The organism is Mesorhizobium sp. M0808 (assembly GCF_040320025.1).
Classification (GTDB): Bacteria; Pseudomonadota; Alphaproteobacteria; order Rhizobiales; family Rhizobiaceae; genus Mesorhizobium.
Map to the genome: position 1 here is coordinate 183899 of NZ_JAMYOX010000003.1, position 23978 is coordinate 207876.

The following is a 23978-nucleotide window of genomic DNA, read 5'->3' on the forward strand; positions in this document are numbered from 1 at the left end:
GACGAGCCCTGCCTTTTGCGGGGCGGGCCCGAGGCCGACCGATCTTCCATGCGCCCGACAGCGACAGTCACGCTCATACGGGTCCGGTCATGTCGCCGTCGACATAGATCATCTGGCCGGTCATGAAGCTCGACGCGTCGGAAACCAGGAAGATCGCGGCACCGCCCAGTTCATCGACCTCGCCCACGTTGCCAGCGGCCGACCAATGCCGCGGCTCAATCCGGAAATTAAGGCGGTTTTACCGGCGAGGCCGAACAGGCCCGATAGGTCATCAATGCTTTGTTTCCCCAGAGATGCGGCCAGAGACAGGCGATCGAGGCCCCTGCCGGACATCGTAGGCGCGGACGATCGTTGTCAGCAATGGCGAGATTGCCGGCGATAAACGCCTATCCCCGCCAGGCACCTTCGCGGCGCAGATCGTCCATCGTGCGCGAAATGCCTTCGCGCAGGATCGACACCATGTCGTCGATCTGGTCGCGCGTGATGATCAATGGCGGCGACATCACGCGCATGTTGATCAGTGGCCGGACCAGCAGGCCGAGCTCGTGGCAATGCGCGTCGATGCGCTCGGCACCTTGATCCGCCTCGCTTATGACCCCGAGGCTCTGCTGGCGATGGCAGACTGAATAATTCTTAGCGCAGCAATGCGGCCGGCGACGATGGCGCCCTCGACGTAGCCCGGAAATGATGGCGACAGCTCCGACGAGGCGAAATGGATCCGCGACGCGCCGGCGCGGATAATGCGTTCGGCATCGGTTGCCGTCGCATCGACGATCAGATCACTGTAACCGCCGCCGCTCCAGCGATCCCCAGTCCAGTCGCGATAACTGAGATCGATGATGCCGGCCGCCTCGATACCGAGCGCCTCTTCCAGCTTTGACGTCACCTTTGCGCGCAACGCCGCGTCGTCCAGATCCCGCCAGCGCTGCGCCAGCGGCCCGCCGATGAAGACGACAAGGGCTGCGTGATCCTCGTCCCTGCTGGCATCGCAGGCAAAAAGCCCGTGCGGGTCGCGCCACATCACCATGCCGCTCAAGCCCCTGTCGCGCCAGAAAGCCTTGGGGTAGCGCACCAGCATTTTGATCACCGCGCCGCTTTGCCAGACGCCGAGGGCTCTCTTCAGCACAGCCGGCAGCGGCGGCACGAAATCCACTCTCGAGGCCATCATCGGCGGTACGGCGACCAGTACCGCTCGTGCCTCGATCGCGCCGGCAGGCGAAACGACGCGAACCCCTCCCGGCCCGTGCTCAATGGCCTCGACAGCTGTATTCAGCCGCAGTCGATCGCCGAGATCCCGCGCAAGATCATCCGCTAGCGAATGCATGGTTTCGCCCACGAAATACTGCAGCTCCGACACCTCGTTGGTGATGCGGCGATCATTGTCGATCAAGTACCACAGCGGCAGCCTTTCCATTGCCAGGCACCACAGGCCCTCGATCATCGACCGAAAGGCGGCCTTCGCATCGTCGGGATCGGCCTGGCGATCGAGCCATGCCGCGACCGTCAAGCCGACAATGGTCGGGTCGGTCGGTGCGATCGCATTCATCCGCTCGCGCATTCGCATCGCGGTGCCGTTAGTGCGCCCGGCTTGCGCCTCGCTCATTCGCGGCTGCGTGACGAATTCGCCTGCGACATGGGTCTCGACCAATGTCTTGCCGCGCGCTCGCACCAGCGCCATTAATTCCGGCATGTCTTCGCACAGGAACTGGCCGCCGCTGTCGATCCGCTCGCCGAGCCCGTTCTGCACGGCTTCGACGCGGCCGCCGACACGGTCGCGGGCTTCGAGCAGCACGACATCGATGCCGGCGTGGTTCAATTCACGCGCGGCCGACAGGCCGGTGAAGCCGGCGCCGACGATGGCCACATCGGCTCGTTCAATCTTGAACTTCATTAGCCGGCCTTGCTCTTCTCGAATGTCAGGGGCCGGATCATTGTCTTCATTGCTGGTCCACCCTCTTTTTGATGGTTCACGCCGGCCTGCCACCGCGGGCTGCAGAGTTCGGATAGTGCTTGGGGAATGCCGCAGACAGGAACTCGTTCGCGGCCTGCAGCGCCGTCTCGCGTGTGGCGTCCTCGGTGCCCATCATCAAACGCAGCCACAGACCATCCAGCATGGCGCTGAGCGCCAGCGCCATGACTTGCGGCTCATAGGCATAGAAGCCGCTCTGCTTGAGCGCCGCGCAAAGATCGATGAAGATGTTCTGGTAGACGGCATCGCGTGCGCTGCTCAGCGCCTGATATTTCGGTCGCGATTTGGCCTCGCCCCAGAAGGCACACCAGGCAGCCAGCTTGCGCTTGTTGCAGATCGAGCGGTCGAAATCGGCCGCCACCAATGCCTGCAACTGGCAGGCGGGATCATCGCCGGCCTTTTGCAAGGCGCTGCGCCAATGCGCCGAATACTCGTCATACATGTATTGCAAGGTCGCGACGAGCAGCTTCTCCTTGCTCTCGAAATGGAAATTGACGATGCCGCGAGACAGGCCGGCGCCGTCGGCAACGTCGGCCATCGTCGTCTCCGAATAGCCGCGCTTGGCCAGTGAATCGATCGTCGCTTCGATCAATTGAAGCTGCCTGGTCTCTTTCGACGCCTTGCGGCCGCGCTTATCGGAATCGCTTTTTCGCGCCGGTTCGAGGAGGGCTTCGCGCGCCTCTGTTGTCTTCATCGGGGTGATGGTCTCCAGCATCGCCGGCTAGCCGATCGGCTTCGGCCGCGAAGATCAGTGGGACGGTGTTTGCCACTGTCAAGCACCTTCTGCACGGCTGCCCATATTCGAATGTTCTCGTCGAGATTGCATCCTTGGAGAAAACGACGTCGAAGGCACCGTCGGCGAAAGGCAGCGATCCCGGCGATGCAGACCAGATCAGCGCCGCCGAGCCCGCCTGCAGCGGACCTTGGGTCGAGATCTACGCCAGGCGCGAGCTGCAATATCAAAAGCTGCTGAGGCGTGCCAAACTGGCGCCGCGGCTGGTCATCAAACTCGACCGCCGCACCAGTCCGCCCGCGGATTTCTAAATATGGCCGACGACACCGACAGTCCCGAACTCGACACCGAAGCCGCCGAACAGTGGCAGCTGATCAACACGCCGCTCGGCGAAAAATGGTCGGGCCGCACCCGCTATGCCGCGGCCATGTTCTTCTACAAACGCGGCGAGATGAACGCCGAGACGCTCGAGGTCTACCGCATCTGCGCACGCCTGGATTCGACGGATCCGCTGCCGATCATCCGTGATCGCGGCATTGGCCAGGACTGGCTTAAACGCATGGGTTTCGAATAGTCCGCCCCCAAAACGCGTTCCGGTCAAGCCGGCATCACCCGCTTAGCCGATGGTCCTTTCCAGCATGCCTAGCCAGTTGCGATAGGCGATCTTCTCGATCAGCGCGCGCCCGAAGCCGCGTGCCGCGAATGCGTCGAGCAGTCTTGGCAGGCCGGCAACATCGCCTATCACGGCCGGGATCATGGCGCCGTCGAAATCCGAGCCTAGGCCGACGCCGTCTTCGCCCAGCGCCTGCAGCAGCGAATCGACATGGCGCACCATGACGTCGAGGCCGGTGTCGGCGTTCATCCTGCCGTCCTCGCGCAGGAACCCGGTGGCGAAGTTCAGCCCGACCATGCCGCCGGAGTCGCGGATCGCGCCGAGCTGCCATTCGGTGAGGTTGCGCGAATGGCCGCAGATCGCGTGCACGTTGGAATGGGTCGCGACCAGCGGTGCGTCGCTGATCTCGACGACGTCGCGGAAACCTTTTTCGTTGAGATGCGAAAGATCGATCATGATCTTCAGCTGGTTGCAGGCTTTCACCAGCGCCTTGCCGGCATCGGTCAGCCCCGCCCCTGTATCGGGCGATGACGGGAAACGGAACGGCACGCCGTGGCCGAAGGCATTGGGACGGCTCCAGACGATACCGAGCGAGCGCAGGCCGGCTGCGTGGAGAACGTCGAGCAGGGTGAGCTCAGGGTCGATCGCCTCGACCCCTTCGATATGGAAGACCGCCGCGATCGAGCCTTGCGCCATCGCCTTCCTCACATCGCCGGCGCTGCGGCATACAGTAAGTGCCGAAGCCCGCTCCAGCCTGAACAGGATCGAGGCCATCGCTACGGTGGAGTTGAGCGCATCGGCGCGCGGAATCTCGGGTGGCAAGGGCTCGCTGTCGCTCGGCGCCAGCGGCACCGCGCCGCGTTTGGATTTCTCGACAGGCGGCGGGAAGATCGCGAACATGCCGCCGGCAAACCCGCCTTTCTTCGCGCGCGGCAGGTCGATGTGGCCACCTGGCATCCCCTCGACGAACAGCTTTTCGACGTCCGCATCCTTCGACTGGTAGAGCCGGAGCAGCGTGTCGTTGTGGCCGTCGAAGACGGGAACGAGATCGGATTCGGTCATGGAGGGCCATTCGGTTGAAGTGGTCGGGCCGCGGACGGCGAGCCGGTTGCTGGCAATACTTAGGCAAGGTTGGCGCTCTGCGCAAATCCCGCATGTTGCCGCTGTGTTTGTACGCCTCCAATGGCCAAAGGGGCACGCGGTAAAGCCGCGCACCCCTTCTCCTGTCATTCATCGAGGGGCTGTGCTTACCGCTTCAGCACGTCCGCCCATTCCGGATGGCGGCGGAATTGGGCATTGGCGAACGGGCAAAGCGGGATGATCGTCTTGCCCGCCGCACGTGCATCCTCGACGGCACGGGTGACCAGGCGAAGCCCCGCGCCCTGGCCGCGAAATGCATCCGGCACTTCGGTATGGTCGATGATGATCTGGTGCTCGCCGATCTTGGTGAAGGTCATCTCAGCCTCGGCGCCGCCCGGCCCACGCAGGAGGTAGCGGCCCTTCGAGCCGCGGTCCTCCATCTCGATCTCGGGCAATAGGTCAGACATGGCTTGCGGTCCTTTCATCCGGCGCAAGGGCGAACAACCGCCGCGCCGCCTCGATCTCGCTCGGCCGCACCTCATGGCCGCCGTCATGCCACTCGACTGTGACATCGGCGCCATCGGCGCGCAAATAGGCTTCAAGCCGCGCCGTCAAATCAGGCGGACAGATCGGGTCCCGCCTGCCGGCGGTGACCAGGATGCGGCTGCCGCCAAGGCTGCCCTTGACCTCCGGCTCGAACGGGATCAGCGGATGCATCAGCACCGTTGCGTCGAACAGCGACGGTTCGGCAAACAGCACCGAGGCCAGGATGTTGGCGCCGTTGGAGTAACCGAGGCCGAGCACCGAAGATGGCCTTGCCGTCTCGACATGTGCCTTGACGAAGCCGGCCATCTTGTCCGTCGCTCGCGTGATGTCGCCCATATCGTAAACGCCCTCGCCGGTCCGGCGGAAGAAGCGTGCGGCGCCTTGTTCCGAGACATCGCCGCGCGGTGCGACGACCGTCGCTTGCGGCGCGAGATCGCGCCCAAGCGACAGAAGCTGGGCCTCGTCGCCGCCGGTGCCATGGAAGACGAAGAGCAGCGGTCCGGCCGGCGAACCGCGCAGCACCTTGTGAATATATGAATCCTTGCTCATGACGTCGCCCTCAGTCTTCCAGTTTCTGCAGATGCTGCTCGAGATAGGGCCGCAAATGCTGGTGTTGCAACGGCAGTTTCAGCGCCTCGCCAAGGTGGGCGGTATCCTCGTCGCGGTCGAAGCCCGGCTCGTTGGTGGCGACCTCGAACAGCACGCCCCCCGGTGTGCGGAAGTAGATCGCCCAGAAATAATCGCGGTCGATCACCGGCGTCACCTGATAACCTGTATCGAGGAGTGCCTTGCGCACTTCGAGCTGCTTGGCGCGGTTCTCGACGGCGAAAGCAACATGGTGGACCGAGCCGGCGCCGAGATTGGCGAAGCCGGCCCCTGGCAGCGATTCGATATCGACGACGTCGGCGCCGTTGCCGTTCTTCGCCGCCAGCCGCCTGATGTTGCCGGACTTGTCGACCTCCTCATAACCCATGAATTTCAGCAGCTCTTCGGTGGCGCCGCCATCTTTCAGCCTGAGCGACACCGAGTGAAAGCCGCGGATCGCCTCGTCGGTGGGAATGCCACCCTTGGCCCATGGCGCACGGTTGTCCGCTCTGTCCTCGACCAGCGCAAACCCGTCGCCGTCGGGACCGGCGAAGACAAGACGCTTCTCGCCGAACGTCTCCTCGCCGGACAGCCCAGTGACACCTTGCTCGGCAAACCGTTTCTCCCAATAACCGAGCGTGCCCTCGGGCACCGAGTAAGCGGTGGTACCGACTTCGCCGACTCCATGGCGGCCTTTGCCGATGTTCGGGAACGGGAAATAGGTCATCACCGAGCCGGGCGTGCCGACCTCGTCGCCGTAATAGAGGTGGTAGACGTCGGGTGCGTCGAAATTGACTGTTTTCTTGACCCGGCGCAGGCCGAGCGTGCCGGTGAAGAATTCGTTGTTCTGGCGCGCATCGCTGGCCATCGAGGTAACGTGATGCAGGCCCTTGACCTGGTCGAGCATGTTTCTGCTCCTTCCCTTGTGCTGGTGCGGCCCTTGCCGCTGTCCACGCAAATATGAGCATCCGCCTCCTGGCCGCAAAGGCGGCAAACACAGAATGGACTGTGCTGTTAAAGTGAACGACGAAGCAGGTTTTGTTCACCATTCGGCAAACTGGACCGGCTTGCATACTCGTCGAAATTGCGCTCCAAGAACGACGCATGTAGCCAGCATGAGGATACCGCGGTTGACGGGAAAACGCCCCAACATTCTCCTGATCACCTGCGATCAATGGCGCGGCGACTGCCTGTCAGCTGCTGGCCACAAGGTGGTAAGAACGCCCAATGCCGACGCGCTGGCCGCCGAGGGCGTTCTGTTCCAGAAGCACTATGGCGGCGCCGCACCTTGCTCGCCGGCACGCGCCTGCCTCTACACCGGCCTCTACCAGATGAACAATCGTGTCTGCCGCAACGGCACGCCGCTCGACGCCCGCCACGGCAACATAGCCCTCTGGGCACGCGCCCTCGGCTATGATCCGACGCTGTTCGGTTATACCGACATGGCGCGCGACCCGCGCACGCTGGCGCCTGGCGACCCGCAGCTGAAAAGCTATGAAGGCGTGCTGCCCGGCTTCACCGTGCGCCAGCTTCTGCCCGAGCACCAGAAGCCCTGGCTGTCATGGCTCAAGGCGCGCGGCGTCGATGCCGGCGCCGGCTCCCCCGCCATTCACCGCCCGGCGGGCGAAATCCTGGAAAACGACGGCGCGATCAGCAACGGTCCGCCAATCTATTCGAAGGACGAGACGCCGTCGGCCTTCCTGGCCGGCGAATTCATCCGCTGGCTCGGCGAGCAGGAGCGCGATGCCCCGTGGTTCGCGCATCTTTCCTTCATCAGCCCCCACCCGCCCTTCATCGTGCCGGCGCCTTACAACGCCATGTACGATCCGGCCATCGGTCCAGCTTTTGACCGCGCGGAAAGCTGGCAGGCCGAAGCAGCAAGCCACCCTTATCTCGCCTATGAACTTAACCGGCAGGAACGGTCGAGATTCCGTCCCGGCTCGGAGGGCAAGGTGCGCGACTGGGGCGACGATAATTTTCGCCGCATCCGGGCGCTCTATTACGGCATGATCTCGGAGGTCGACGCGCAGCTTGGCCGCGTCTGGCAAGCGGTCAAGGCGGCCGATGCATGGGACGACACCGTCATCGTGCTGACCTCCGACCACGCCGAGATGATGGGCGACCATTTCATGCTGGGCAAGGGCGGCTTCTTCGACTGCAGCTTCCATATTCCGCTGATCATTCGCGATCCGCGCCGCCGCAAGGCTGCCGGCAGCAGCGTCGACCGCTTCACCGAGGCGGTGGATTTGGCGCCGACCTTGCTTGAGCTCACTGGGCTCGAGCTCACTGGCGGCGAAGTGCTGCCGCATCTCGACGGCCGCTCGCTGGCGCCTTTCCTGGACGCAACGGAGCCGGACAATTGGCGCGATGCGGCGCATTGGGAGTTCGATTTCCGCTCGATCGCGGATGGTGATGCCGAACGGTATTTCGGCGTCGGTCCGCGTCAGTGCAATCTCGCCGTCGTTCGCACGCAAAAATTCAAATATGTGCATTTCGGCGGAGGCCTGCCGCCCTTGCTCTTCGACCTGGAGAAGGATGCGCGCGAGTTGACCAATGTCGCTGACGACCCAGCCTATCTGCTGGCACGGCTGGAATTTGCCGAGAAGTTGCTCGCCTGGCGGGCCGAGCATCTCGACCAGTCTTTGGCGCTCGCCGAATTGACGGACAATGGCGTTGCCGGCCATGTCGCCGGCTTCCCCTCGAGATAAGCAAAGCCCGCGCCGTTGCCGGCGCGGGCTTCTCTGTCGGCCTGTGCGCAGCTTAGCGCATGATCATGCGCTGTTTCTCGCGATTTTGCGCATAGCTGGCCTTGTCATAGGGGGCCTGCGCCTCAAGCTGCTCCTTGGTGAAGTTCGTGTAGAGATAGCGCTTGCCGTTCCTGTCGGTCATGAATTTCAGGTTGTCCATGCCGACCGCCACCTCCTTCTCGCCGATGCCAAGGAAGCCGCCGACGTCGATGATGACTGCGTCGACCTTCTTGTCGCCGCCCAGCACGATATCGCCGATCTCGCCGACATTGACATCGTTGGCGCCGTAGACGGTTGTTCCGACCAGATCCTCGGCCCGGATTTCGCCTATCGGCATTTCAGTCAGTGTCGACTTGTCGATCGACCCGGTCTTGGTCTGGTCTGCCGTCGTTGCGGGCGCTGGGGCATTTTGAGCCGTCTTACTGGCCTGGTCAGTGTTGTTGGTCGTCGCAGTGTTATCGGTCGTGGCAGTGTTGCTGGCCGTCACAGTAGGCGTGACGACGGCTGGCGCATTAGCCGCGGCATCGTTCGACGCTGTGGTCGCCGGGGCCGGATCATAGGGCTTGCGGTCGAAATCCGGCTGCGCCGTCAGCTCTTCCTTGGTGGTTTGGGCAACCAGCCAGCGATCGCCGTTCCTCTCGGCCCACTGCGCCTTGTCGAAATCATAGGCGACGTTCTTTTCACCTATGCCGAGGAAGCCGCCGACACCGATGACCAGCGATTGCGCCTTGGCTTCCTTGTTGATGACGATGTCGTTTACGTCGCCGATGTTCTGGGCGTCGTCGCCGGTACCGTTGTAGACGGTCTCGCCGATGATATTGGTGGCAAGATTGCCTTCCGCGCGCTTCACGACCGGAGCGGGGTTGTTACCGGCCGGCGCCGCCGGGGCGTTCTGCGCCGTATCGGTGGAGGTCGACGGAGCGGCAGGAGCCGTAGCCGTGGTGTCTGTCGCCGCAGGCGCCGGATCATAGGGCTTGCGGTCGAAATCCGGATGAGCCGTCAGCTCATCCTTCGTCGTTTGCGCTATCAGCCAGCGATCGCCATTTCTTTCGGCCCATTGCATCTTGCTGAAGTCGAAGGCGACGTTCTTGGTCCCAATGCCGAGGAACCCGCCGACGCCGATGACGATGGATTTTACCTGGCCGCGTTCGTCGAAGACGACATCGGTGACCTTGCCGATATTCTCTGCATTGTCGCCGGTGCCGTTATAAACCGACTCGCCGATGATATTGGTGACAAGACTGCCCTCGGCGCGTTGCACCGGAGCGGCTGGAGCGGAATTCTCTACGGCGGGTGCTTGCGCCGGCGCCGGGGTCGTCGCCGATTGCGCAAATGCACCCGTCGCAATCAATGTTGCGACTGCTGTCGTGGTTAAAAGGGTGCGGATCATCTTAGTGTCTCCTCGTCGGTGATTTCGTGCACGCCGTGCCCGCATAGCGTCGCTGCGGGCGCAGCGTCTTCTGCATGTTCACAACGTTGTGACCACACTGTTGTTCCGAAAAAAGCCGTGGCGCACCCGGTGCCATGTCGAAGGTTCTCGGATTCGCCACGCTGGTCGAAAGGAACATTTTCTCGGCCGCCCCGTTCCACTCCCGGCTGGGACCCCGTCCCGGCCGGATAGGTGTTGGAAAAATGGAGCGGCCATGCGGTTTGCAGCGGTGCTGAACAAGGACGGCGGCACCCTGCGCACCATCGATCTTGAGGCCTTCGCCGGCCGGATCCGCGGTACGCTTGAGGCTGCTGGTCACTCGATCGATATCGACATCGCCGCCGGCAAGGATATCGTCGCCACGCTGGACGACATAGCTTCCAGGCGCGGCATCGACGTCGTGCTGGCTGGCGGCGGCGACGGAACCATTTCGGCCGCGGCAGCCCGTTTGATGAATGGGGAGAAGGCGCTGGCAATTCTGCCGGCTGGCACAATGAACCTTTTTGCGCGCGGCCTCGGTATTCCGCAGACCCTCGATGCGGCACTGAAATCGTTTGCCGACGGCGAGGTGATGGCGATTGACATTGCAACAGCCAACGGCCGGCCTTTCGTGCATCAATTCTCGATCGGCATGCACGCCAGGATGGTGCAACTGCGCCAGAAGATGGAATTCGGCTCGCGGTTGGGGAAGATGCGCGCCTCGGTGCGAGCCGCTTGGGCGACGATCAACAATCCACCGGCGATGAACGTAACGCTGACGATCGGCGAGGCCGAGATCAGAACCCGGATCACCGGTATCGGCATCACCAACAATCTGTTTGGCGAGGGCCACCTGCCCTATGCCGATAATCCGGCAGGCGGCGTGCTGGGCATCTATGTCACCGTGGCGCGGCGGCGCGGCGAGTTGATCAGGTTCCTCTTTGACGTCGCCCGTGGCAAATGGCGCGGCAACGAGCATGTCGAAATTCATCAGGCAAACCGCGCCGTTTTGACAATCCATTCGAGGAACAGGAAAGTTCAGGCCGTCATGGACGGCGAACTGGTAAAGCTCGATCGCGAGACGACCGTCGAAATCCATCCGCGCGCGTTGAATGTTCTCGTCCCTGCGCGCGCCGCCGAGGCAAAGGTTGCCTGACGTGGGATGCGTGATGTGGGGTTGTGTGATGCAAACTGGCGCGAGCGATGGAGAGAACCTAGCCGCTGGGCGTGTTGCCCTGTTCGGTCTTCGGCGTCTCGATCATCCAGCCGTAGATTTCGGCGACGCCCCAGGCGATAAAAGCCAGCAACAGCGCGGCGATCAGGATACGAAGGACATGCCGACCCCGCCGCCCTTGACGGGCTTTGTTTTCAGGAATGGTTTTTGGCATTGTCTGGCTCCATATTTGGCGCCGGCAGGCGTAACTGGCGGGGCGTTGGCTGGTAACGGTCCCCCGCCGCGAAAGTTCCGGCTCTGCAAGGCGGCAGACGGGCCGGTTGGCCTGACCAATCAGCGGAGCCGGCCACCGGGGGCATAGTGGACGACAATAGCCAGAACACGCCGGGCCTGCCGGCCGATATTCGCCGTGTGGTGGGCGCCGCGGACCGTCTTGCCGTGCTGCACGGCCTCGACACGCTGGACGGGGCTGCCGACCCTGATTTCGATCGTATCGGCGGTCTTGCCGCTTCGGCGATGCAAACGTCTGTCGCACTGATCACGCTGGTCGATGCCGAGCGGCAGTGGTTCAAGTCCTGTATCGGCCTCGACGAGACCGAAACCGCAACCGAGACATCGTTCTGCGCCTATACCATCGCAGCCGGCAACGTGCCGATGGTGGTGGCCGACGCGGCGGCGGATCCGCGGTTCAAAGCCAATCCGCTGGTCACCGGCGAGCATCATATCCGCTTTTACGCAGGCGTGCCCATCGTAATCGACGGCGCGCTGATCGGCACGCTGTGCGTGCTCGACCGGAAGCCGCACGCACGTCCCTCCTCTGTCCAGCTCGACCACCTGTCGGCGCTGGCCGGCCTTGCCGCCAGCCTGTTCACGCTGAAGGATGCAACCCGCAGTGCGGCGATTGCCAAGGCAGCACTGGTTCGAGAGGAAAAGCGGCGCGCTATCGCGCTCGACGCGGCTTCGCTTGCCAGCTGGGCATGGGATATCCGCAGCGATATGATCGACTGCGATGTCCTGCTGTCCGAATTATTCAACCTGCCGAAATCGAACAGGCTGAGGGCGCGCGACATCCTGACCGCCATCGACCCGCGCGACGTTCACCAGACCGAAACACGCTTTCGCGACGCGCTGACCGGCAGCGACGATTATTTTGGCGAATACCGTGTCAAAGGCCTCGATCCGCCGCGATGGATCGCAACGCGCGGCCGCGTCATAGAACGCGACGGCGAGGGCAAGCCAACGCTTATCTTCGGCGTCAACTACGACATTACCGAACGCAAACTTGGCGACGAACGTCAACGGCTGTTGCTGCGCGAGCTCAATCACCGCGTCAAGAACACTTTGGCAACCGTACAGGCGCTGGCGACGCAGACCGTTCGCCATGCCCGCCAGCCAAGCGAATTCCTCGAAGCCTTCAGCGCCAGGCTGCAGGCACTGGGCGTTGCGCACAGCCTGCTGTCGGACCGCGAGTGGCGCGGTATCGGCATCCGCGAGCTGGTGGAGATCGAGCTAAAGCCGTTCCAAGCCGCCGGACAATCGCGCATGGCGATCTCCGGCGCCGATGTCCTGCTCTCACCCGACCAGGCAGTCGGGCTCGGGCTGATCCTGCATGAACTGGCAAGCAACGCACTGCAATACGGGTCGCTCTCGGTTTCCTCCGGAAAGGTCGATCTCGATTGGAGGGTACAAGGCAGGAAGGGCGCACGGCGTCTGTTGCTGGCCTGGCGTGAAAGCGGCGGCCCGCGGGTTGCGCCGCCCGAACGCCATGGCTTCGGCTCGATCCTGATCCGCCGCAGCCTGGCCAAGGTCATTTCCAGCGAGGTGACCCATGAATTCCGGCCGGACGGCGTGGTCGCCGAAATATCGATTCCGCTCGAAGATTTGTGAGGCCAGCATTTTGCGACCGGCGCCAGAATCGTTTGCCCCGAACTATCCCCTCCGAACTATTCCCGTTTGCCGGTATCCGGATCATCGGAGCCGCGCTTCACGTTCTCGCGGTAGATAGCGTAGGCGGCGAGTGCTATCGCCGGGCCGAGAATCGCGCCCAGTCCGGCCTTCCCCGGGCCACCTTTGCCCTTGAGCAGCGCCGGCAGCACGGCGAGTGCCGCAGTGATGCCGATAGCCTTCATGTCGGCGTTGCGTCGCTTCGCCCGGCGCCTGGCGCGCGAGCCGGCCGACATCCGGTAGACGAGCAGGATGAGACCGGCGATTGCGAGAAAGCCGATCCCGAAGCTCAGGGAAGCTGCCATCGGCCCATAGCGGGCCGCCGTCCAGATATAGGCCGCCCCGACGAGGAAGCCGAGGCCGCACAGCGCCGCGAGCGCTGCGATCGAATAGACAATCGCAGCGACGCGTGCGCGTTGCACCGCCGCAATGGTTTCGCCCGAGGCGAGGCCCGAGATCAGCGATGCAAGCATTCCCATGCGTGCAGAACTAACGGCGCGCGAGAAGCGCGAAGAGGAATCCGACGCCTGCGGCGATCGCCAGCGAAGTCACCGGTTTTTCGCGCATATGCGCTATCATCTGCGCCTCGATATCCCTGGCGTTGCTGCGCAGGCTGTCGAAGGCTGCCTCGCCCTGGGTTCGCAACTGCTCGACGCTTTCGGCGGCGGCTCGCCGTGCTGCCCCGTAGCCATGTTCGCCAGTTTTGGCCAACAGCTTGGTAAGTTGGTCGATGTCGGCCTTCAATTGTGCGATGTCGGCCTCAATATCGGAATTCGTGCGGGCTTCGTTCGCGGCCTTTCCTGCGGCAGTCGCCATTGCTTCACTCTCCATGCTTTTGCTCGGTCGAAACGCCCGACAGACCCCAAGGTTCCGGCACGAACCTCTTCTAACCCTATCTCCGGCAGCGCGCGTTGCAAATGCCTTGCACGGGCCGAGGCCGACGCATCCGCGCCGGCACGTCTTTTTTAAATGACAGCATGCCAAATAACGATCATGACTTCCCCGTTTCACGTTAGAGACGCATTTAAGGAGATATTGCTGCGTGCGCGCATCACTTGAGGGTTTGCGGATTCTTATCCTGGAAGATGAGTTCCTGATTGCCATGGATATCGAGCAGCTTTGCCGCGACTACGGCGCGCTCGATGTGGTCATCGCCCGTGATCTGACTGAGATCGAACAGCAAGACGTTGCCGCGCAGTTCGATGTGGCCATCGTCGACCTCATGCTGAGCGGCGTTTCGACGCTCCAATTTGCTTCGCGGCTGCGTGAAGCGGGCATCCCGTTCGTCTTCGCCTCGGGCTATTCGGATACCGACGAGATCAAGAAATCCTTTCCCGGCGTCAGGCTGGTCACCAAGCCCTATTCGGGAGACGATCTCGTCGAGGCAGTGGTAACGGCCTGCAGGCGCACGCCTCTTCGCTGAGGCGCGGAGCGGTTCGAACACGCCGGCGCTTCACGCAGCAGTCGACCCAGTTACCTGAGCCGAAATTGCGTCCGGGCCATACTCGTCTTCACCGGAGATCTTCAGGATTTCCTGCAGCCGTGTGCGGGCGCGGCTGACGCGGCTCTTGATCGTTCCGACGGCGCAGCCGCAGATCTCGGCCGCTTCCTCGTAGGAGAAGCCCGACGCGCCGATGAGGATAATGGCTTCGCGCTGGTCTTCTGGCAGCAACTCGAGCGCGCCGCGAAAGTCTTCGAGGTCAAGCTGGCCGTGCTGGGCCGGGTGAACGGCAAGCCTGGCCGTCATGACGCCATCACTGTCCTGCACCTCGCGGCCGCGCTTGCGCATCTGCGAATAGAATTCGTTGCGCAAGATCGTGAACAGCCATGCCTTCAGGTTGGTGCCGGGCTGGAAGCTTTCATGCTTGTCCCAGGCCTTGACCAATGTTTCCTGCACCAGGTCGTCGGCCTTGTCGGCGTTTTGCGTCAGCGACACGGCAAAAGCCCGCAGGCTCGGGATCGAGCCGAGCAAGTCGGTCTTGAAGCCCTGGGAGACGGCCGCCATGCCTCAGTCCTTCTTTTGTACAGGTTCGGCCTTTTCCAACTGGCTGAGCAGTTGGGCGAAGCGATCCGGCACATTGTCGGAGACCAGCTCGTCATAGTATTGTTTGAGTTTGCGGCCGATTTCCGAGTTCGGCCCAAGCGGGTCGCGGGAAGCAGCCCGGCGCCCGTTGCCAACGCCACCCATGGTAGCTTTCGTCATGTTCTTCATTTCGCCCTTTTGTCCCAGCCTTAAGCCGCCCTTCAACACATAACGCAATGCAAGCGGCAGCCTCGTCTGGTTGCCCAACCCGCCTTTAAACGCCAGCCTCACATATTAGTTCCGCACGATTGGAACCTTTTTCAAGGAGCCAGCGTTTCAATAGCTAGGCTTGCAAACCGTTTTTAGCTGTAACATGCAATCACGTCATATGAGGGAGACGTCCACTATGAGCCTATCAGCAACCATCGCTCCGCACCTGCCGTTCCTGCGCCGCTTCTCGCGCGCCGTATCCGGATCGCAAGAGAGCGGCGACGCGCTGGTCGCCGCAATGCTCGAGGCCATCATTGCCGATGTCGACATCTTTCCGGACGCATCGAACGACCGTATCGCGCTCTACAAGGTCTTTGCCAAGCTCTTCACCTCGGTGGCCATTCGCGTTCCGCAGGAGCATGCCCAGTCGGCATGGGAACAGCGCGCCGCGGCCAATCTGAATGCAATTGCGCCTCGTCCCCGCCAAGCCTTTCTGCTGGTTGCGGTCGAAGGCTTCAGCGAAGACGAGGCGGCGGAGATTCTCGACGTCGACGAACAGCAATTCTCCGAACTTCTCGCGCAGGCGAGCAACGAGATCTCCCGTCAGGTGGCAACCGACGTGCTGATCATCGAGGATGAGCCGCTGATCGCCATGGATATCGAGGAAATGGTCGAAAGCCTCGGCCACCGCGTCGTCGGAACGGCGCGCACCCACGCCGAGGCGGTGGCGATGTTCGGCAAGGCGCGGCCAAAGATGGTGCTTGCCGATATCCAGCTTGCCGACGGAAGTTCGGGCATAGCGGCCGTCAATGAGATCCTGTCGTCGACCTCGGTACCGGTGATCTTCATCACCGCCTTTCCCGAGCGCCTGCTCACCGGCGAGCGGCCGGAACCGGCTTTCCTGGTTACCAAGCCGTTCAATCCGGACATGGTCAAGGCTCTTATCAGCCAGGCCCTGTTCTTTGACCGGCACGCGAAAGCCGCGGCATGAAACAGCGGACGGCCGAACTGCGGCCGCCGAGACAGCCGCTCTCTCGGATCAGATGGGCGTGACGCCGGCTCAATTCACTGGCAACCAACTGGGGCAACCAACTGGACCTTTCCACACACCGCGGCAATTCGGGCCCTGAAGATTTTCAGCATCGTCTTTTTCGGAAAATGGTGGAACAAACGGAGGCGAATCACGTTTTCACCGCAGCATTGGAAGGAGATCGATCATGCTTTACTGGGCGCTCGTATTTCTCGTCGTGGCGATTATCGCCGGTGCGCTTGGTTTCGGCGGCATCGCTGGCACCTCGGCCGGCATAGCGCAGATATTGTTCTTCATCTTTCTCGCCTTCCTGATCATATCGCTTATTGCCGGCCTGATCAGACGAGCGTGAATGCCAAGCGGCCATTCAAGCGAACACTGGAAGCCGCACCCCTCAAACGGTTTCCAGCCACCGCCGGGCAGTGTCCTCCAACGGGATGCCGCTCGGCGGACCGCTTTTTAAGGCTTGATACGAACCTCCTCCTTTTGGAACCCATTTTTCCGCGAACCGTTCAGCCCGACATGGGTTGAGCAAATTGACCGATGCGTTCCAGAGTCGGAAAAATGAAAGACCGCGGCCAGAGTGATGAGATCATCGCTTTGCATCCCGCCGAAAGCGGGATGCAGCTTGGCCGGGCCCTTCTCCATGCACTGCACAATGCCGGGATTTCCGTCCTGTACCAGGATCGCGAGATGAAGACGGTGTGGGCGCGCAACATGCGCGCGCCCTGGACTTCCGATGCCTCCGACAACACCGGCATCTTGCCGCCGGCGCAGGCAGAGCGTATCGGCGCCGCCAAGCACGACGTCATCGTCTCCGGCAATCCTCAACATCTTGAACTCAGCGTGCCGGCCGATGACGGCGCCCGCTGGTTTCAGGTGTGGATAGACGCCGACCGCAGCGAGACCGGCGCGGTGCAGGGCGTCGTGACCACCATGGTCGAAACAACCGAGCAGAAACGCCGGGAGCAGACGTTGAAGGCGCTGCTGCGCGAAGTCAGTCATCGCTCCAAGAACCTTTTGGCCATCATCCAGAGTATCGCCACCCAGACGGGCCGTTATTCCGGCAGCATTAACGATTTCCTGACGCGCTTCCGCGGCCGATTGCAGTCGCTGGCCTCCTCGCAGGATTTGGTTACGTCATCCAACTGGCGGGGAGCGGCGCTGCGCGAGCTGGTTTCCGGTCAGGTCGGCAGGTACGGCGCGGATCCCTTGCACAGCCTACGCTTCCGCGGCGCAAATCCATATCTCAACCCCAATGCCGCCTTGCACATCGGCTTGGCCATGCATGAGCTCGCCGTCAATTCGGTCAGCTATGGCGCACTGTCGCGCAGCGACGGTTTCGTCGAGGTGACGGCCGATCTGACGGCAGCTTCCGGTGGCGAGCCTGCGCTGTCGCTGACATGGGCCGAAGTGATCGGAGCCAACGACAATCAGCGCAGTGAGAAGCGTTTTGGCAGCGTCGCGCTCGAACGCGTCGTGCCCACTTCATTGAATGGAACGGCGACACTTGAGATCACCGGGAACCGCCTCGAATACCGCCTTGTCGTTCCTCACGGCAATTTCGAGACGGATTAACGAGCGGCGGTCGCCGCGCGAAGGCTTGCTGCGCATCGCCATCTTTAACCGACTGTTCACCATAAAGTCCGATCCTGTGCGAACGTGTCGATCCACCGGATTGAGTTTGGCACAAAATGAAGGGAATGGGCCTTGACGGCTGCCGACTTGAACAGACTGGAACAGGCCGCTCGCGTCTCGATGGGCGGTTTTCAGGATCCCGACGCGTCCGCAGCGCCCGCGCCTCGTGCTTCGCCCCTCCGCTTCGCCGCTATCGCGCTTATGGCCGCGATCGTCCTGACCGCCGCGTCCCAACTGATCTGAATCGAACTCGCCTCTGCTTGATCGCTTTGAAACCACTGCCCGAGTGCTCGGCCGTGCCCGTTCGCGGTCACCGACCTGCCGGGCCAGGCCCAACATGTCGTCGCCAGATGCCTTGCCGTCGATCCGGTGCTCGAGGACGACTATGACAGGATCGTCTGGAACGTGCGTCCCAGCGGCACGCTCGATGCGTCCTTGGAGATTTCCGGGTTCGTGGTAGCATCGAACGGCGCACGCCCCGAAAAAGACTATCTTAATCAACAATGAAATCGTGCGGGCAAAGGCCGTACTTTCATGCTAAATGGCGGCTGGAGCTTATTAAAGTGAGGACAAAAGTGAGGATGACTCCATGCGGAAGATGATTATTGCCATGGTTGCCGTGGTTGCGGTCAGCGGCTGCACCACCACGGAAGAGAACGTGGGTATCGGCACTGTGGGCGGCGCGCTCATTGGTGGCGCTGTCGGCGGCGGCAAGGGCGCTTTGATCGGCGCCGGCGCTGGTGCGATTGGCGGTCTGCTCGTTCGCCGTCTGCAAAATGGCTACTGCCAATACAGAGATCGTCACGGCCGGATTTACACAGCTCGCTGCAACTAGTTTCGAGCTCCAGGCGAACAGCAAACGCGGAGGCAGGCCACCTGTCTCCGCGTTTGCCCTTTTAGAGCGCTGTTGCGACGCGGCCCACGAGACGGCGTTTCAGGCCGGCAGCGGAACCTTGATTTCCACGTTCAAGCCATCTTCGCGAAAATCGCGCCTGATTGTGCCACGCAATTCGCGCGTGACGTTGAGATCGATCAGTCTGGTGCCAAAACCGCTCTTTGCCGGTGTCTCGAGCTTCTTCTGACCGGCCTCGCGCCAGTTGAGAGCCAATGTCCGGGTGCCGCTACGGGCGTCGAGCGACCAGTCGACCTTCAGCGCACCGACTGAATTGCCGGCTTCGCCATGCTTCAGCGCATTCGTCGCCAGTTCGTGAAAGACGAGGCCGAGTGCCTGCGTCGTCTTTTCATCGAGAAGAACCTGCGGTCCCGACAGCAGCCCTTCAGGAAGCTCGCTGCCGAACACCTGGCCTAGCTCGATGCGCAGCAGGTCGCCGAGATCGGCTTTCTGCCAGCGTGAGCGCGTCAGCATGTCCTGGGAAGCCGCCATCGCCTGCAGCCGGGCCGAGAAAGAAGCCGAGAATTCCTGGACGTCGGTCGTGTGCGATGCTGTCTGGCGCGCGATTGCCAGCACCCGCGTGATCGAGTTCTTGATGCGATGCTTCATCTCCTGCAGCATCAGGTCTTTTTCCAGCAGGCTCTTTTCGGTCGTTTCGTGAAGCAGCGAGACCGCCTCATAGGCCCGCTCCTGATAGCGGGCCACCAGCGCGATGGCGCCCGCAAGCAGCAGTCCGAACAATCCGAGCATCACCGGGATGGCGCGCGAGGAAGGTTGCGAGAAAGCACTTGTCGGCCTGAACAGGACGACCCACGGCCGGCCGGCGACGGTGATCTTGCGGGTGACCAGCAGCCTGTCGCCGAGGCTCGAAACAGGCGGCGTTTCCGATTGGAACAGCAGGTTGTCGCTGTCCACCGTGCCGTCATAGATCTCGGTGTTGACCGGCAGCAATGGTGCCCGGCTGAGCGCAGCCTGGAACAGATCACGGGCGCGGAAGGCCGCATAAAGGAAGCCGGCAGTCGAGGATCTCGTCGCGTTCACGGCGTCCGGCGCGGTTTCGACATTGAGCCGGACGAAGACGAGGAACCCGGTAAAGGTCTGCGCGGCACCCGTATCCTTGCCGAACTGCACGAGCCCGCTGGCGTGCTGCTGGTCGTCGGTCATCGCCTTTTCGATCGCCTCGCGCCGCGCCGGCCCGGTGAACATGTCGTAGCCGATGCTGGATTTGTTGGACGGATCCAGCGGTTCGAACAGCACGATGGGCGTACGCCACGGTAAGTTCGTGTCGGGATAGATCGGATGGCTTGCGCCGTGATCGTGCAGGATGTCGCGCTCGACCGCCGCCTCGTTGCCAGTTTTCGCCAGGCGAAGGAAACCGATGCCGCGCAGGCCGGCGAAATTATTCTCGATGTCGAGCGCGTTGAAGAAGGCCTTGAACTCGCCCTGCGAGATACCGCCATTGCGTGCGTCGAACAGCGCCCGGGTCGAACGCAGCAGCGACAGGTCCAGGTCGATGCGGCTTTCGATCCGGTTAAGCGCGTCGTCTGCCGTCGCCTCGAATTTAATGCGGGCCGCCTCCTGGGTGGCAAAATAGGCAAAACCCGCCATCGTCAGGCTGATCAGCGCGACGGCGATAAAAGCGACGGTCGGAAAAAGCTTCTTCAATTGCTGATACGTCCCGTGGACGGTTCGGCATCTTTATGGGCAAGTCCTGACGCCAACACAATGGCGAGGCCAATGCATGGTGACGGCTGGCACATTTTGGCGGCTTGTGATTAGCCGGCTAATTCTCGTTCATGCGGCGATCTTCAGCGCGCCCGGCCCCGGAATGGCGCCGGGTGGGCACTTGCCGAGGATGATCATGCCGAGCACCTCGTCCTGGGTGACGTCGGTTGTGCGCGTCGTTCCGACAACCCGACCGTTCTTCATGACGCAGACACGGTCGGCAAGCTCGAACACGTCGTGAATATCATGGCTGATCAGGAAGATGCCGATGCCGTCGGACTTGAGCTGCCTGACCAGTTCGCCGACCTGCGCCGTCTCTTGCGGCCCGAGTGCCGCCGTCGGCTCGTCCATGATCAGGATGCGAGCATTGAACAGGATGGCGCGGGCGATCGCCACCGACTGCCGCTGGCCGCCCGAAAGCTTTACCACCGGCTCCTTGAAGCGTTGGAAACGCGGATTGAGCCTGCCCATCACCTTGCGCGCCTCGGCCTCCATGGCGACGTCGTCGAGCGTACCCCAGCCGGTCATCAGCTCGCGGCCGAGAAACAGGTTGGCGGCCGCATCGACATTGTCGGCCAGCGCCAGCGTCTGGTAGATCGTCTCGATGCCGTACTTCTTGGCGTCGCGGGGATTGGAGATCGAAGCTTCCTCGCCGTTGACGAAAATCTGGCCCGCATCGCGCTTGTAGGCGCCGGACAGGATTTTTATCAACGTCGATTTGCCGGCACCGTTGTGACCGAGCAAAGCCATCACCTCGCCCGGGAAAAGGTCGACAGAGGCATCGTCGACGGCGCGAATGCCGCCGAAAGCGATGGAGATGTTGCGCATGTCGATCAGCGGCGTGGGAGCGGTTTTGTCTGCCATGCTCGTCCTTCCTCCCTATAGATCCTGCTTGAGCATCAAGTTGTACGAAAACCGGTTTCCACCTTGCGGGATCATGCTCAGACCCGTTTGCGATAGACGGTATCGAGCCACACCGCGACCACCAGCACGGCTCCGACAACGATGCTCTGCAGCGGCGAATCGATGCCGAGCAGCACCATACCGGACTGCAGCGACTGCATCAAAAGCGCGCCGAGCATGGCGCCGAGCACTGTGCCGGAGCCGCCGGCGAGCGACGTGCCGCCGATCACCGCCGCCGCGATGACCAGGAGCTCGTCCAGCGTGCCCAGCGCATTGGTCGACGAGTTCTGCCTGGCTGACGAGATCGCTGCGGCGATCGTCGCCAGCACGCCCATGATCATGAACACCTTCATGGTCACCCAGCGCGTGTTGATACCGGCAAGGTTGGCTGCTTCCGGATTGCCGCCGATGGCGAAGACATAGCGGCCGAAACGGGTACGCTTGGCGATGAAGGTCATGATCAGCCCTACGGCTACAGCCATCAGCACGGGTATGGCGATGCCATGGGCGATGAACAGCCCGCCTTCGGGAACGGTTATATTGTTGGCCGCCGCATATCTGTTCACGATGCCGACCGGCCAAGGATAGGAATTGGCAAGCCATATGGCGCCCATGATGACAAGGCAAGTGACGGCCCCGAGGAACGTCTCGGCCCAGATCGGGCGTAACGGGAAGCGGAACCGCTTGCGCTGCACCCGCCCGTTGAGCAGCATGAACACAACCGCCAGGCACGCGACAATTCCGACGATCCAGCTCCATCGCGCACCGATCGAACCCGTCGGTCCGCCGCCCATCAGCTGGAAAGTGGCATCCAGCGGCGCAATCGTCTGCCCACTGGCGACCCACCATGCGGCACCCCGCCAGACCAGAAGGCCGCCCAGCGTCACGATGAAGGCCGGCACCTCGAGATAAGCGATGATGTATCCCTGGAACGCTCCGATCAGAAGGCCAAGCGCGAGGCCGATGGCCAGCGCCAGGATCCAGATCCAGGGGTTGCCTAATTGCAGACCGACCATTCGCACCAGGAAATGCACCTGCGCAAAACCCATGACCACGCCGATCAGGCCTTCGGCGGAGCCGACCGACAGGTCGATATTGCGCATGACGATAACCAGCACCATTCCGGCGGCCATTATGGCCACGGCCGAAGTCTGCACCGACAGGTTCCAGAGATTGCGTGGCGTCAGGAAGGTCCGGCTGTCGAAGTCGAACGGATTGACGCCGAGCCGTACGCTAGAAATGACATGCAGGCCGACCCAGATGACCAGCAGCGCGCCGACCATGCCGAGCATGCGCGTGTCGAGTTCGGTTGCCTTGAGAAATCGGGCAACAATGCCGAGTTCGGATTCCCGTGCCCGGTCTGTCGTGCTGTCGACCGGCGTGTTGGACGTCGTGTCGGTCATGATGTTTCTCCCGCCGGGTTGCCGTCTGCCGCGGATGCCGGAAGCAGCCTAGAAGTTATCCGCCGGAAGCGGAAAAACAACTCTTGTTGGAAAAACGCCGCGGCGAGCGGCCGCGGCGTTCGGACTTTTCGGAAACGTCGGCTCAGTTGCAGACTGCAACAGCGCCAGCCGTCACCCCGGCGCAGACCTCTTCTTTCTTGATCCAGCCGGCGTCGATGACGACGTTGAGGTTGTCCTTGGTGATGGCGACCGGGGTCAGGAACAGCGACTTGACGGTATTGCCGCCGGGCGTGGTGAAATCCTTCACGCCGGCAATGTCGGTCATCTGCTTGCCGTCGGCCAGTTGCGAGGCGATCTCGGCGGCATTCTTGCCGAGCTCGCGCGCATCCTTCCACACCGACACGGTCTGTGTGCCGAGCGCGATGCGGTTCAGCGCGGCGTGGTCGCCGTCCTGGCCCGAAACCGGAACCGATCCGGCCAGCCCTTGCGCCGTCAGCGCGGCGACGACGCCGCCGGCAGTGCCGTCATTAGCGGCGACCACGGCATCGACCTTGTTGTCGTTGGCGGTCAGGAACTGTTCCATGTTCTTCTGAGCGTTGGCCGGCAGCCAGCCGTCCGTATAGGCCTCGCCGACATTCTTGATCTTGCCGCCGTCAATGGCCTCCTTCAGCACCTCCATCGAACCGGCAAACAGGAAATCGGCATTCGGATCGGAACCCGAACCCTTGATGAAGACGTAGTTGCCTTCCGGCTTCACCTTGAAGACTTCGCGGGCCTGCATGCGGCCGACTTCCTTGTTGTCGAAGGTCAGATAGAACACGTCCTTGTTCTCGATCAGCCGGTCATAGCCGACGACCGGGATGCCTTCGTCCAGTGCCTTCTGCACGGCCGGCCCGATGGCCGAGGCGTCCTGCGCCAGGATGATCAGTGCGCTGGCGCCCTGCGAGATCAGGCTCTCGACGTCGGTGAGCTGCTTGCCGGGGTTGGACTGTGCGTCGGCGGAAATATACTTGTCGCCTGCGGCCTCAATGGCCGCCTTCATTGCGGCCTCGTCGGTCTTCCAGCGCTCTTCCTGGAAGTTCGACCAGGAAACGCCGATGACCTTGTCTTTAGCCTGCGCCACCGACGCCAGCGCCAGCGTCATGGCGACACCCGCCAGAATGGCGGTCGTGAATTTCTTCATCATATCCTCCCTGCGCCGCGTACGGCGTGACCAATTGGCTCAAAGACCAGCTTAGAAGCTCTAATTTTTTCGAGCCTCGAAAAAATACTGGCCCGATCTCCGGCTGCTGTCAACATCGATTCTGATGGATTTTAATGACTCTGCGAGTTTTTTCGAGCGTCGGAATAAACGA

General features: G+C 62.2%; 28 protein-coding genes and 1 pseudogene. 11 read left to right on the plus strand and 18 right to left on the minus strand.

Going from position 1 to position 23978, the window contains the following annotated elements:
- Positions 1–73: 73 nt before the first annotated feature.
- The 4 genes and pseudogenes from NKI25_RS06555 to betI all read right to left on the minus strand — a co-directional run bounded on the left by NKI25_RS06555 (position 74) and on the right by betI (position 2684).
- Positions 74–220, minus strand: coding sequence for an SDR family oxidoreductase (locus NKI25_RS06555; RefSeq protein WP_502896713.1), 147 nt, complete (start codon positions 218–220; stop codon positions 74–76).
- A 166-nt stretch (positions 221–386) separates the two neighbouring features.
- A pseudogene (locus NKI25_RS06560) lies at positions 387–569 on the minus strand (aspartate aminotransferase family protein); the annotation flags it as partial.
- Positions 570–589: 20 nt separating this feature from the next.
- The gene (locus tag NKI25_RS06565) at positions 590–1891 is read right to left on the minus strand and encodes a flavin monoamine oxidase family protein (protein ID WP_352589800.1); all 1302 of its coding nucleotides are present in this window, start codon (positions 1889–1891) and stop codon (positions 590–592) included.
- A gap of 76 nt (positions 1892–1967) precedes the next feature.
- Entirely contained in the window at positions 1968–2684 is a 717-nt protein-coding gene (betI, locus tag NKI25_RS06570; RefSeq protein ID WP_352891294.1) for a transcriptional regulator BetI, read from the minus strand.
- Between the two features lie 113 nt (positions 2685–2797).
- On the opposite strand from betI, the gene NKI25_RS06575 reads away from it, so the two are divergent.
- Positions 2798–3013: a hypothetical protein gene (locus NKI25_RS06575; protein WP_352574940.1), complete on the plus strand. Its 216-nt coding sequence runs from the start codon at positions 2798–2800 to the stop codon at positions 3011–3013.
- A gap of 2 nt (positions 3014–3015) precedes the next feature.
- The gene (locus NKI25_RS06580) at positions 3016–3276 is read left to right on the plus strand and encodes a hypothetical protein (protein WP_023678557.1); all 261 of its coding nucleotides are present in this window, start codon (positions 3016–3018) and stop codon (positions 3274–3276) included.
- Between the two features lie 42 nt (positions 3277–3318).
- Here NKI25_RS06580 and NKI25_RS06585 read toward each other — a convergent pair whose 3' ends face one another.
- From NKI25_RS06585 to NKI25_RS06600, 4 genes are all read right to left on the minus strand, one after another.
- Positions 3319–4377, minus strand: a complete 1059-nt coding sequence (locus NKI25_RS06585) for a dipeptidase (protein ID WP_352998277.1) — start codon at positions 4375–4377, stop codon at positions 3319–3321.
- A 185-nt stretch (positions 4378–4562) separates the two neighbouring features.
- Entirely contained in the window at positions 4563–4862 is a 300-nt protein-coding gene (locus tag NKI25_RS06590; protein WP_023678555.1) for a GNAT family N-acetyltransferase, read from the minus strand.
- Entirely contained in the window at positions 4855–5490 is a 636-nt protein-coding gene (locus tag NKI25_RS06595) for an alpha/beta hydrolase (protein WP_352998278.1), read from the minus strand. The genes NKI25_RS06590 and NKI25_RS06595 overlap by 8 nt, the downstream gene beginning before the upstream one ends.
- A 10-nt stretch (positions 5491–5500) precedes the next feature.
- The gene (locus NKI25_RS06600) at positions 5501–6433 is read right to left on the minus strand and encodes a VOC family protein (RefSeq protein WP_352998279.1); all 933 of its coding nucleotides are present in this window, start codon (positions 6431–6433) and stop codon (positions 5501–5503) included.
- Between the two features lie 208 nt (positions 6434–6641).
- Between NKI25_RS06600 and NKI25_RS06605 the strand changes: the two genes are divergently transcribed.
- Positions 6642–8234 (plus strand): alkaline phosphatase family protein, encoded by a 1593-nt coding sequence (locus tag NKI25_RS06605; RefSeq protein ID WP_502897336.1) that lies wholly within the window; start codon positions 6642–6644, stop codon positions 8232–8234.
- 52 nt (positions 8235–8286) lie between these two features.
- Here NKI25_RS06605 and NKI25_RS06610 read toward each other — a convergent pair whose 3' ends face one another.
- On the minus strand, positions 8287–9663 hold the full coding sequence (locus NKI25_RS06610) for a PRC-barrel domain-containing protein (protein ID WP_352998280.1): 1377 nt from the start codon (positions 9661–9663) through the stop codon (positions 8287–8289).
- Between the two features lie 253 nt (positions 9664–9916).
- On the opposite strand from NKI25_RS06610, the gene NKI25_RS06615 reads away from it, so the two are divergent.
- A complete protein-coding gene (locus NKI25_RS06615) occupies positions 9917–10837 on the plus strand; it encodes a diacylglycerol/lipid kinase family protein (protein WP_352457969.1) in 921 nt (306 codons plus the stop codon).
- Positions 10838–10895: 58 nt separating this feature from the next.
- Here the strand turns inward: NKI25_RS06615 and NKI25_RS06620 are convergent, their stop codons facing one another.
- Positions 10896–11069, minus strand: coding sequence for a hypothetical protein (locus tag NKI25_RS06620; protein WP_292659198.1), 174 nt, complete (start codon positions 11067–11069; stop codon positions 10896–10898).
- 146 nt (positions 11070–11215) lie between these two features.
- On the opposite strand from NKI25_RS06620, the gene NKI25_RS06625 reads away from it, so the two are divergent.
- Complete coding sequence (locus NKI25_RS06625; RefSeq protein ID WP_352589812.1) at positions 11216–12742, plus strand: sensor histidine kinase; 1527 nt, start codon at positions 11216–11218, stop codon at positions 12740–12742.
- A 56-nt stretch (positions 12743–12798) separates the two neighbouring features.
- On the opposite strand, the gene NKI25_RS06630 is transcribed toward NKI25_RS06625, so the two are convergent.
- Both NKI25_RS06630 and NKI25_RS06635 read right to left on the minus strand, forming a co-directional pair.
- Positions 12799–13278, minus strand: a complete 480-nt coding sequence (locus NKI25_RS06630; protein WP_352589815.1) for a hypothetical protein — start codon at positions 13276–13278, stop codon at positions 12799–12801.
- Between the two features lie 10 nt (positions 13279–13288).
- Complete coding sequence (locus tag NKI25_RS06635) at positions 13289–13615, minus strand: ElaB/YgaM/YqjD family protein (RefSeq protein WP_023678546.1); 327 nt, start codon at positions 13613–13615, stop codon at positions 13289–13291.
- A 286-nt stretch (positions 13616–13901) separates the two neighbouring features.
- On the opposite strand from NKI25_RS06635, the gene NKI25_RS06640 reads away from it, so the two are divergent.
- Positions 13902–14222 (plus strand): response regulator, encoded by a 321-nt coding sequence (locus NKI25_RS06640; protein ID WP_051406175.1) that lies wholly within the window; start codon positions 13902–13904, stop codon positions 14220–14222.
- 30 nt (positions 14223–14252) lie between these two features.
- Here the strand turns inward: NKI25_RS06640 and NKI25_RS06645 are convergent, their stop codons facing one another.
- Both NKI25_RS06645 and NKI25_RS06650 read right to left on the minus strand, forming a co-directional pair.
- Complete coding sequence (locus NKI25_RS06645) at positions 14253–14804, minus strand: sigma-70 family RNA polymerase sigma factor (RefSeq protein WP_023678544.1); 552 nt, start codon at positions 14802–14804, stop codon at positions 14253–14255.
- A gap of 3 nt (positions 14805–14807) precedes the next feature.
- Positions 14808–15011: a NepR family anti-sigma factor gene (locus tag NKI25_RS06650; protein WP_023678543.1), complete on the minus strand. Its 204-nt coding sequence runs from the start codon at positions 15009–15011 to the stop codon at positions 14808–14810.
- Positions 15012–15228: 217 nt separating this feature from the next.
- Here NKI25_RS06650 and NKI25_RS06655 point away from each other — a divergent pair, with 217 nt between their 5' ends.
- The 5 genes from NKI25_RS06655 (at position 15229) to NKI25_RS06675 (ending at position 18535) form a co-directional block, all read left to right on the plus strand.
- Positions 15229–16023 (plus strand): response regulator, encoded by a 795-nt coding sequence (locus NKI25_RS06655; RefSeq protein WP_352451151.1) that lies wholly within the window; start codon positions 15229–15231, stop codon positions 16021–16023.
- Positions 16024–16249: 226 nt separating this feature from the next.
- Positions 16250–16414 (plus strand): DUF1328 domain-containing protein, encoded by a 165-nt coding sequence (locus NKI25_RS06660; RefSeq protein WP_023678541.1) that lies wholly within the window; start codon positions 16250–16252, stop codon positions 16412–16414.
- A 191-nt stretch (positions 16415–16605) separates the two neighbouring features.
- Positions 16606–17640 (plus strand): sensor histidine kinase, encoded by a 1035-nt coding sequence (locus NKI25_RS06665; protein ID WP_352998281.1) that lies wholly within the window; start codon positions 16606–16608, stop codon positions 17638–17640.
- Positions 17641–17772: 132 nt separating this feature from the next.
- Entirely contained in the window at positions 17773–17943 is a 171-nt protein-coding gene (locus tag NKI25_RS06670) for a hypothetical protein (protein ID WP_352480855.1), read from the plus strand.
- Between the two features lie 346 nt (positions 17944–18289).
- Positions 18290–18535 (plus strand): YMGG-like glycine zipper-containing protein, encoded by a 246-nt coding sequence (locus NKI25_RS06675; RefSeq protein WP_006328050.1) that lies wholly within the window; start codon positions 18290–18292, stop codon positions 18533–18535.
- Positions 18536–18634: 99 nt separating this feature from the next.
- Here the strand turns inward: NKI25_RS06675 and NKI25_RS06680 are convergent, their stop codons facing one another.
- From NKI25_RS06680 to xylF, 4 genes are all read right to left on the minus strand, one after another.
- On the minus strand, positions 18635–20257 hold the full coding sequence (locus tag NKI25_RS06680) for a CHASE domain-containing protein (protein WP_352480856.1): 1623 nt from the start codon (positions 20255–20257) through the stop codon (positions 18635–18637).
- Positions 20258–20386: 129 nt separating this feature from the next.
- Positions 20387–21181: an ATP-binding cassette domain-containing protein gene (locus NKI25_RS06685; protein WP_352480857.1), complete on the minus strand. Its 795-nt coding sequence runs from the start codon at positions 21179–21181 to the stop codon at positions 20387–20389.
- Between the two features lie 77 nt (positions 21182–21258).
- A complete protein-coding gene (locus NKI25_RS06690; RefSeq protein WP_352574833.1) occupies positions 21259–22623 on the minus strand; it encodes a sugar ABC transporter permease in 1365 nt (454 codons plus the stop codon).
- 142 nt (positions 22624–22765) lie between these two features.
- Positions 22766–23806 carry a D-xylose ABC transporter substrate-binding protein gene (gene xylF, locus NKI25_RS06695; protein WP_352571974.1) on the minus strand — a complete coding sequence of 347 codons (1041 nt, stop codon included), beginning with the start codon at positions 23804–23806 and terminating at the stop codon, positions 22766–22768.
- Positions 23807–23978 lie beyond the last annotated feature (172 nt).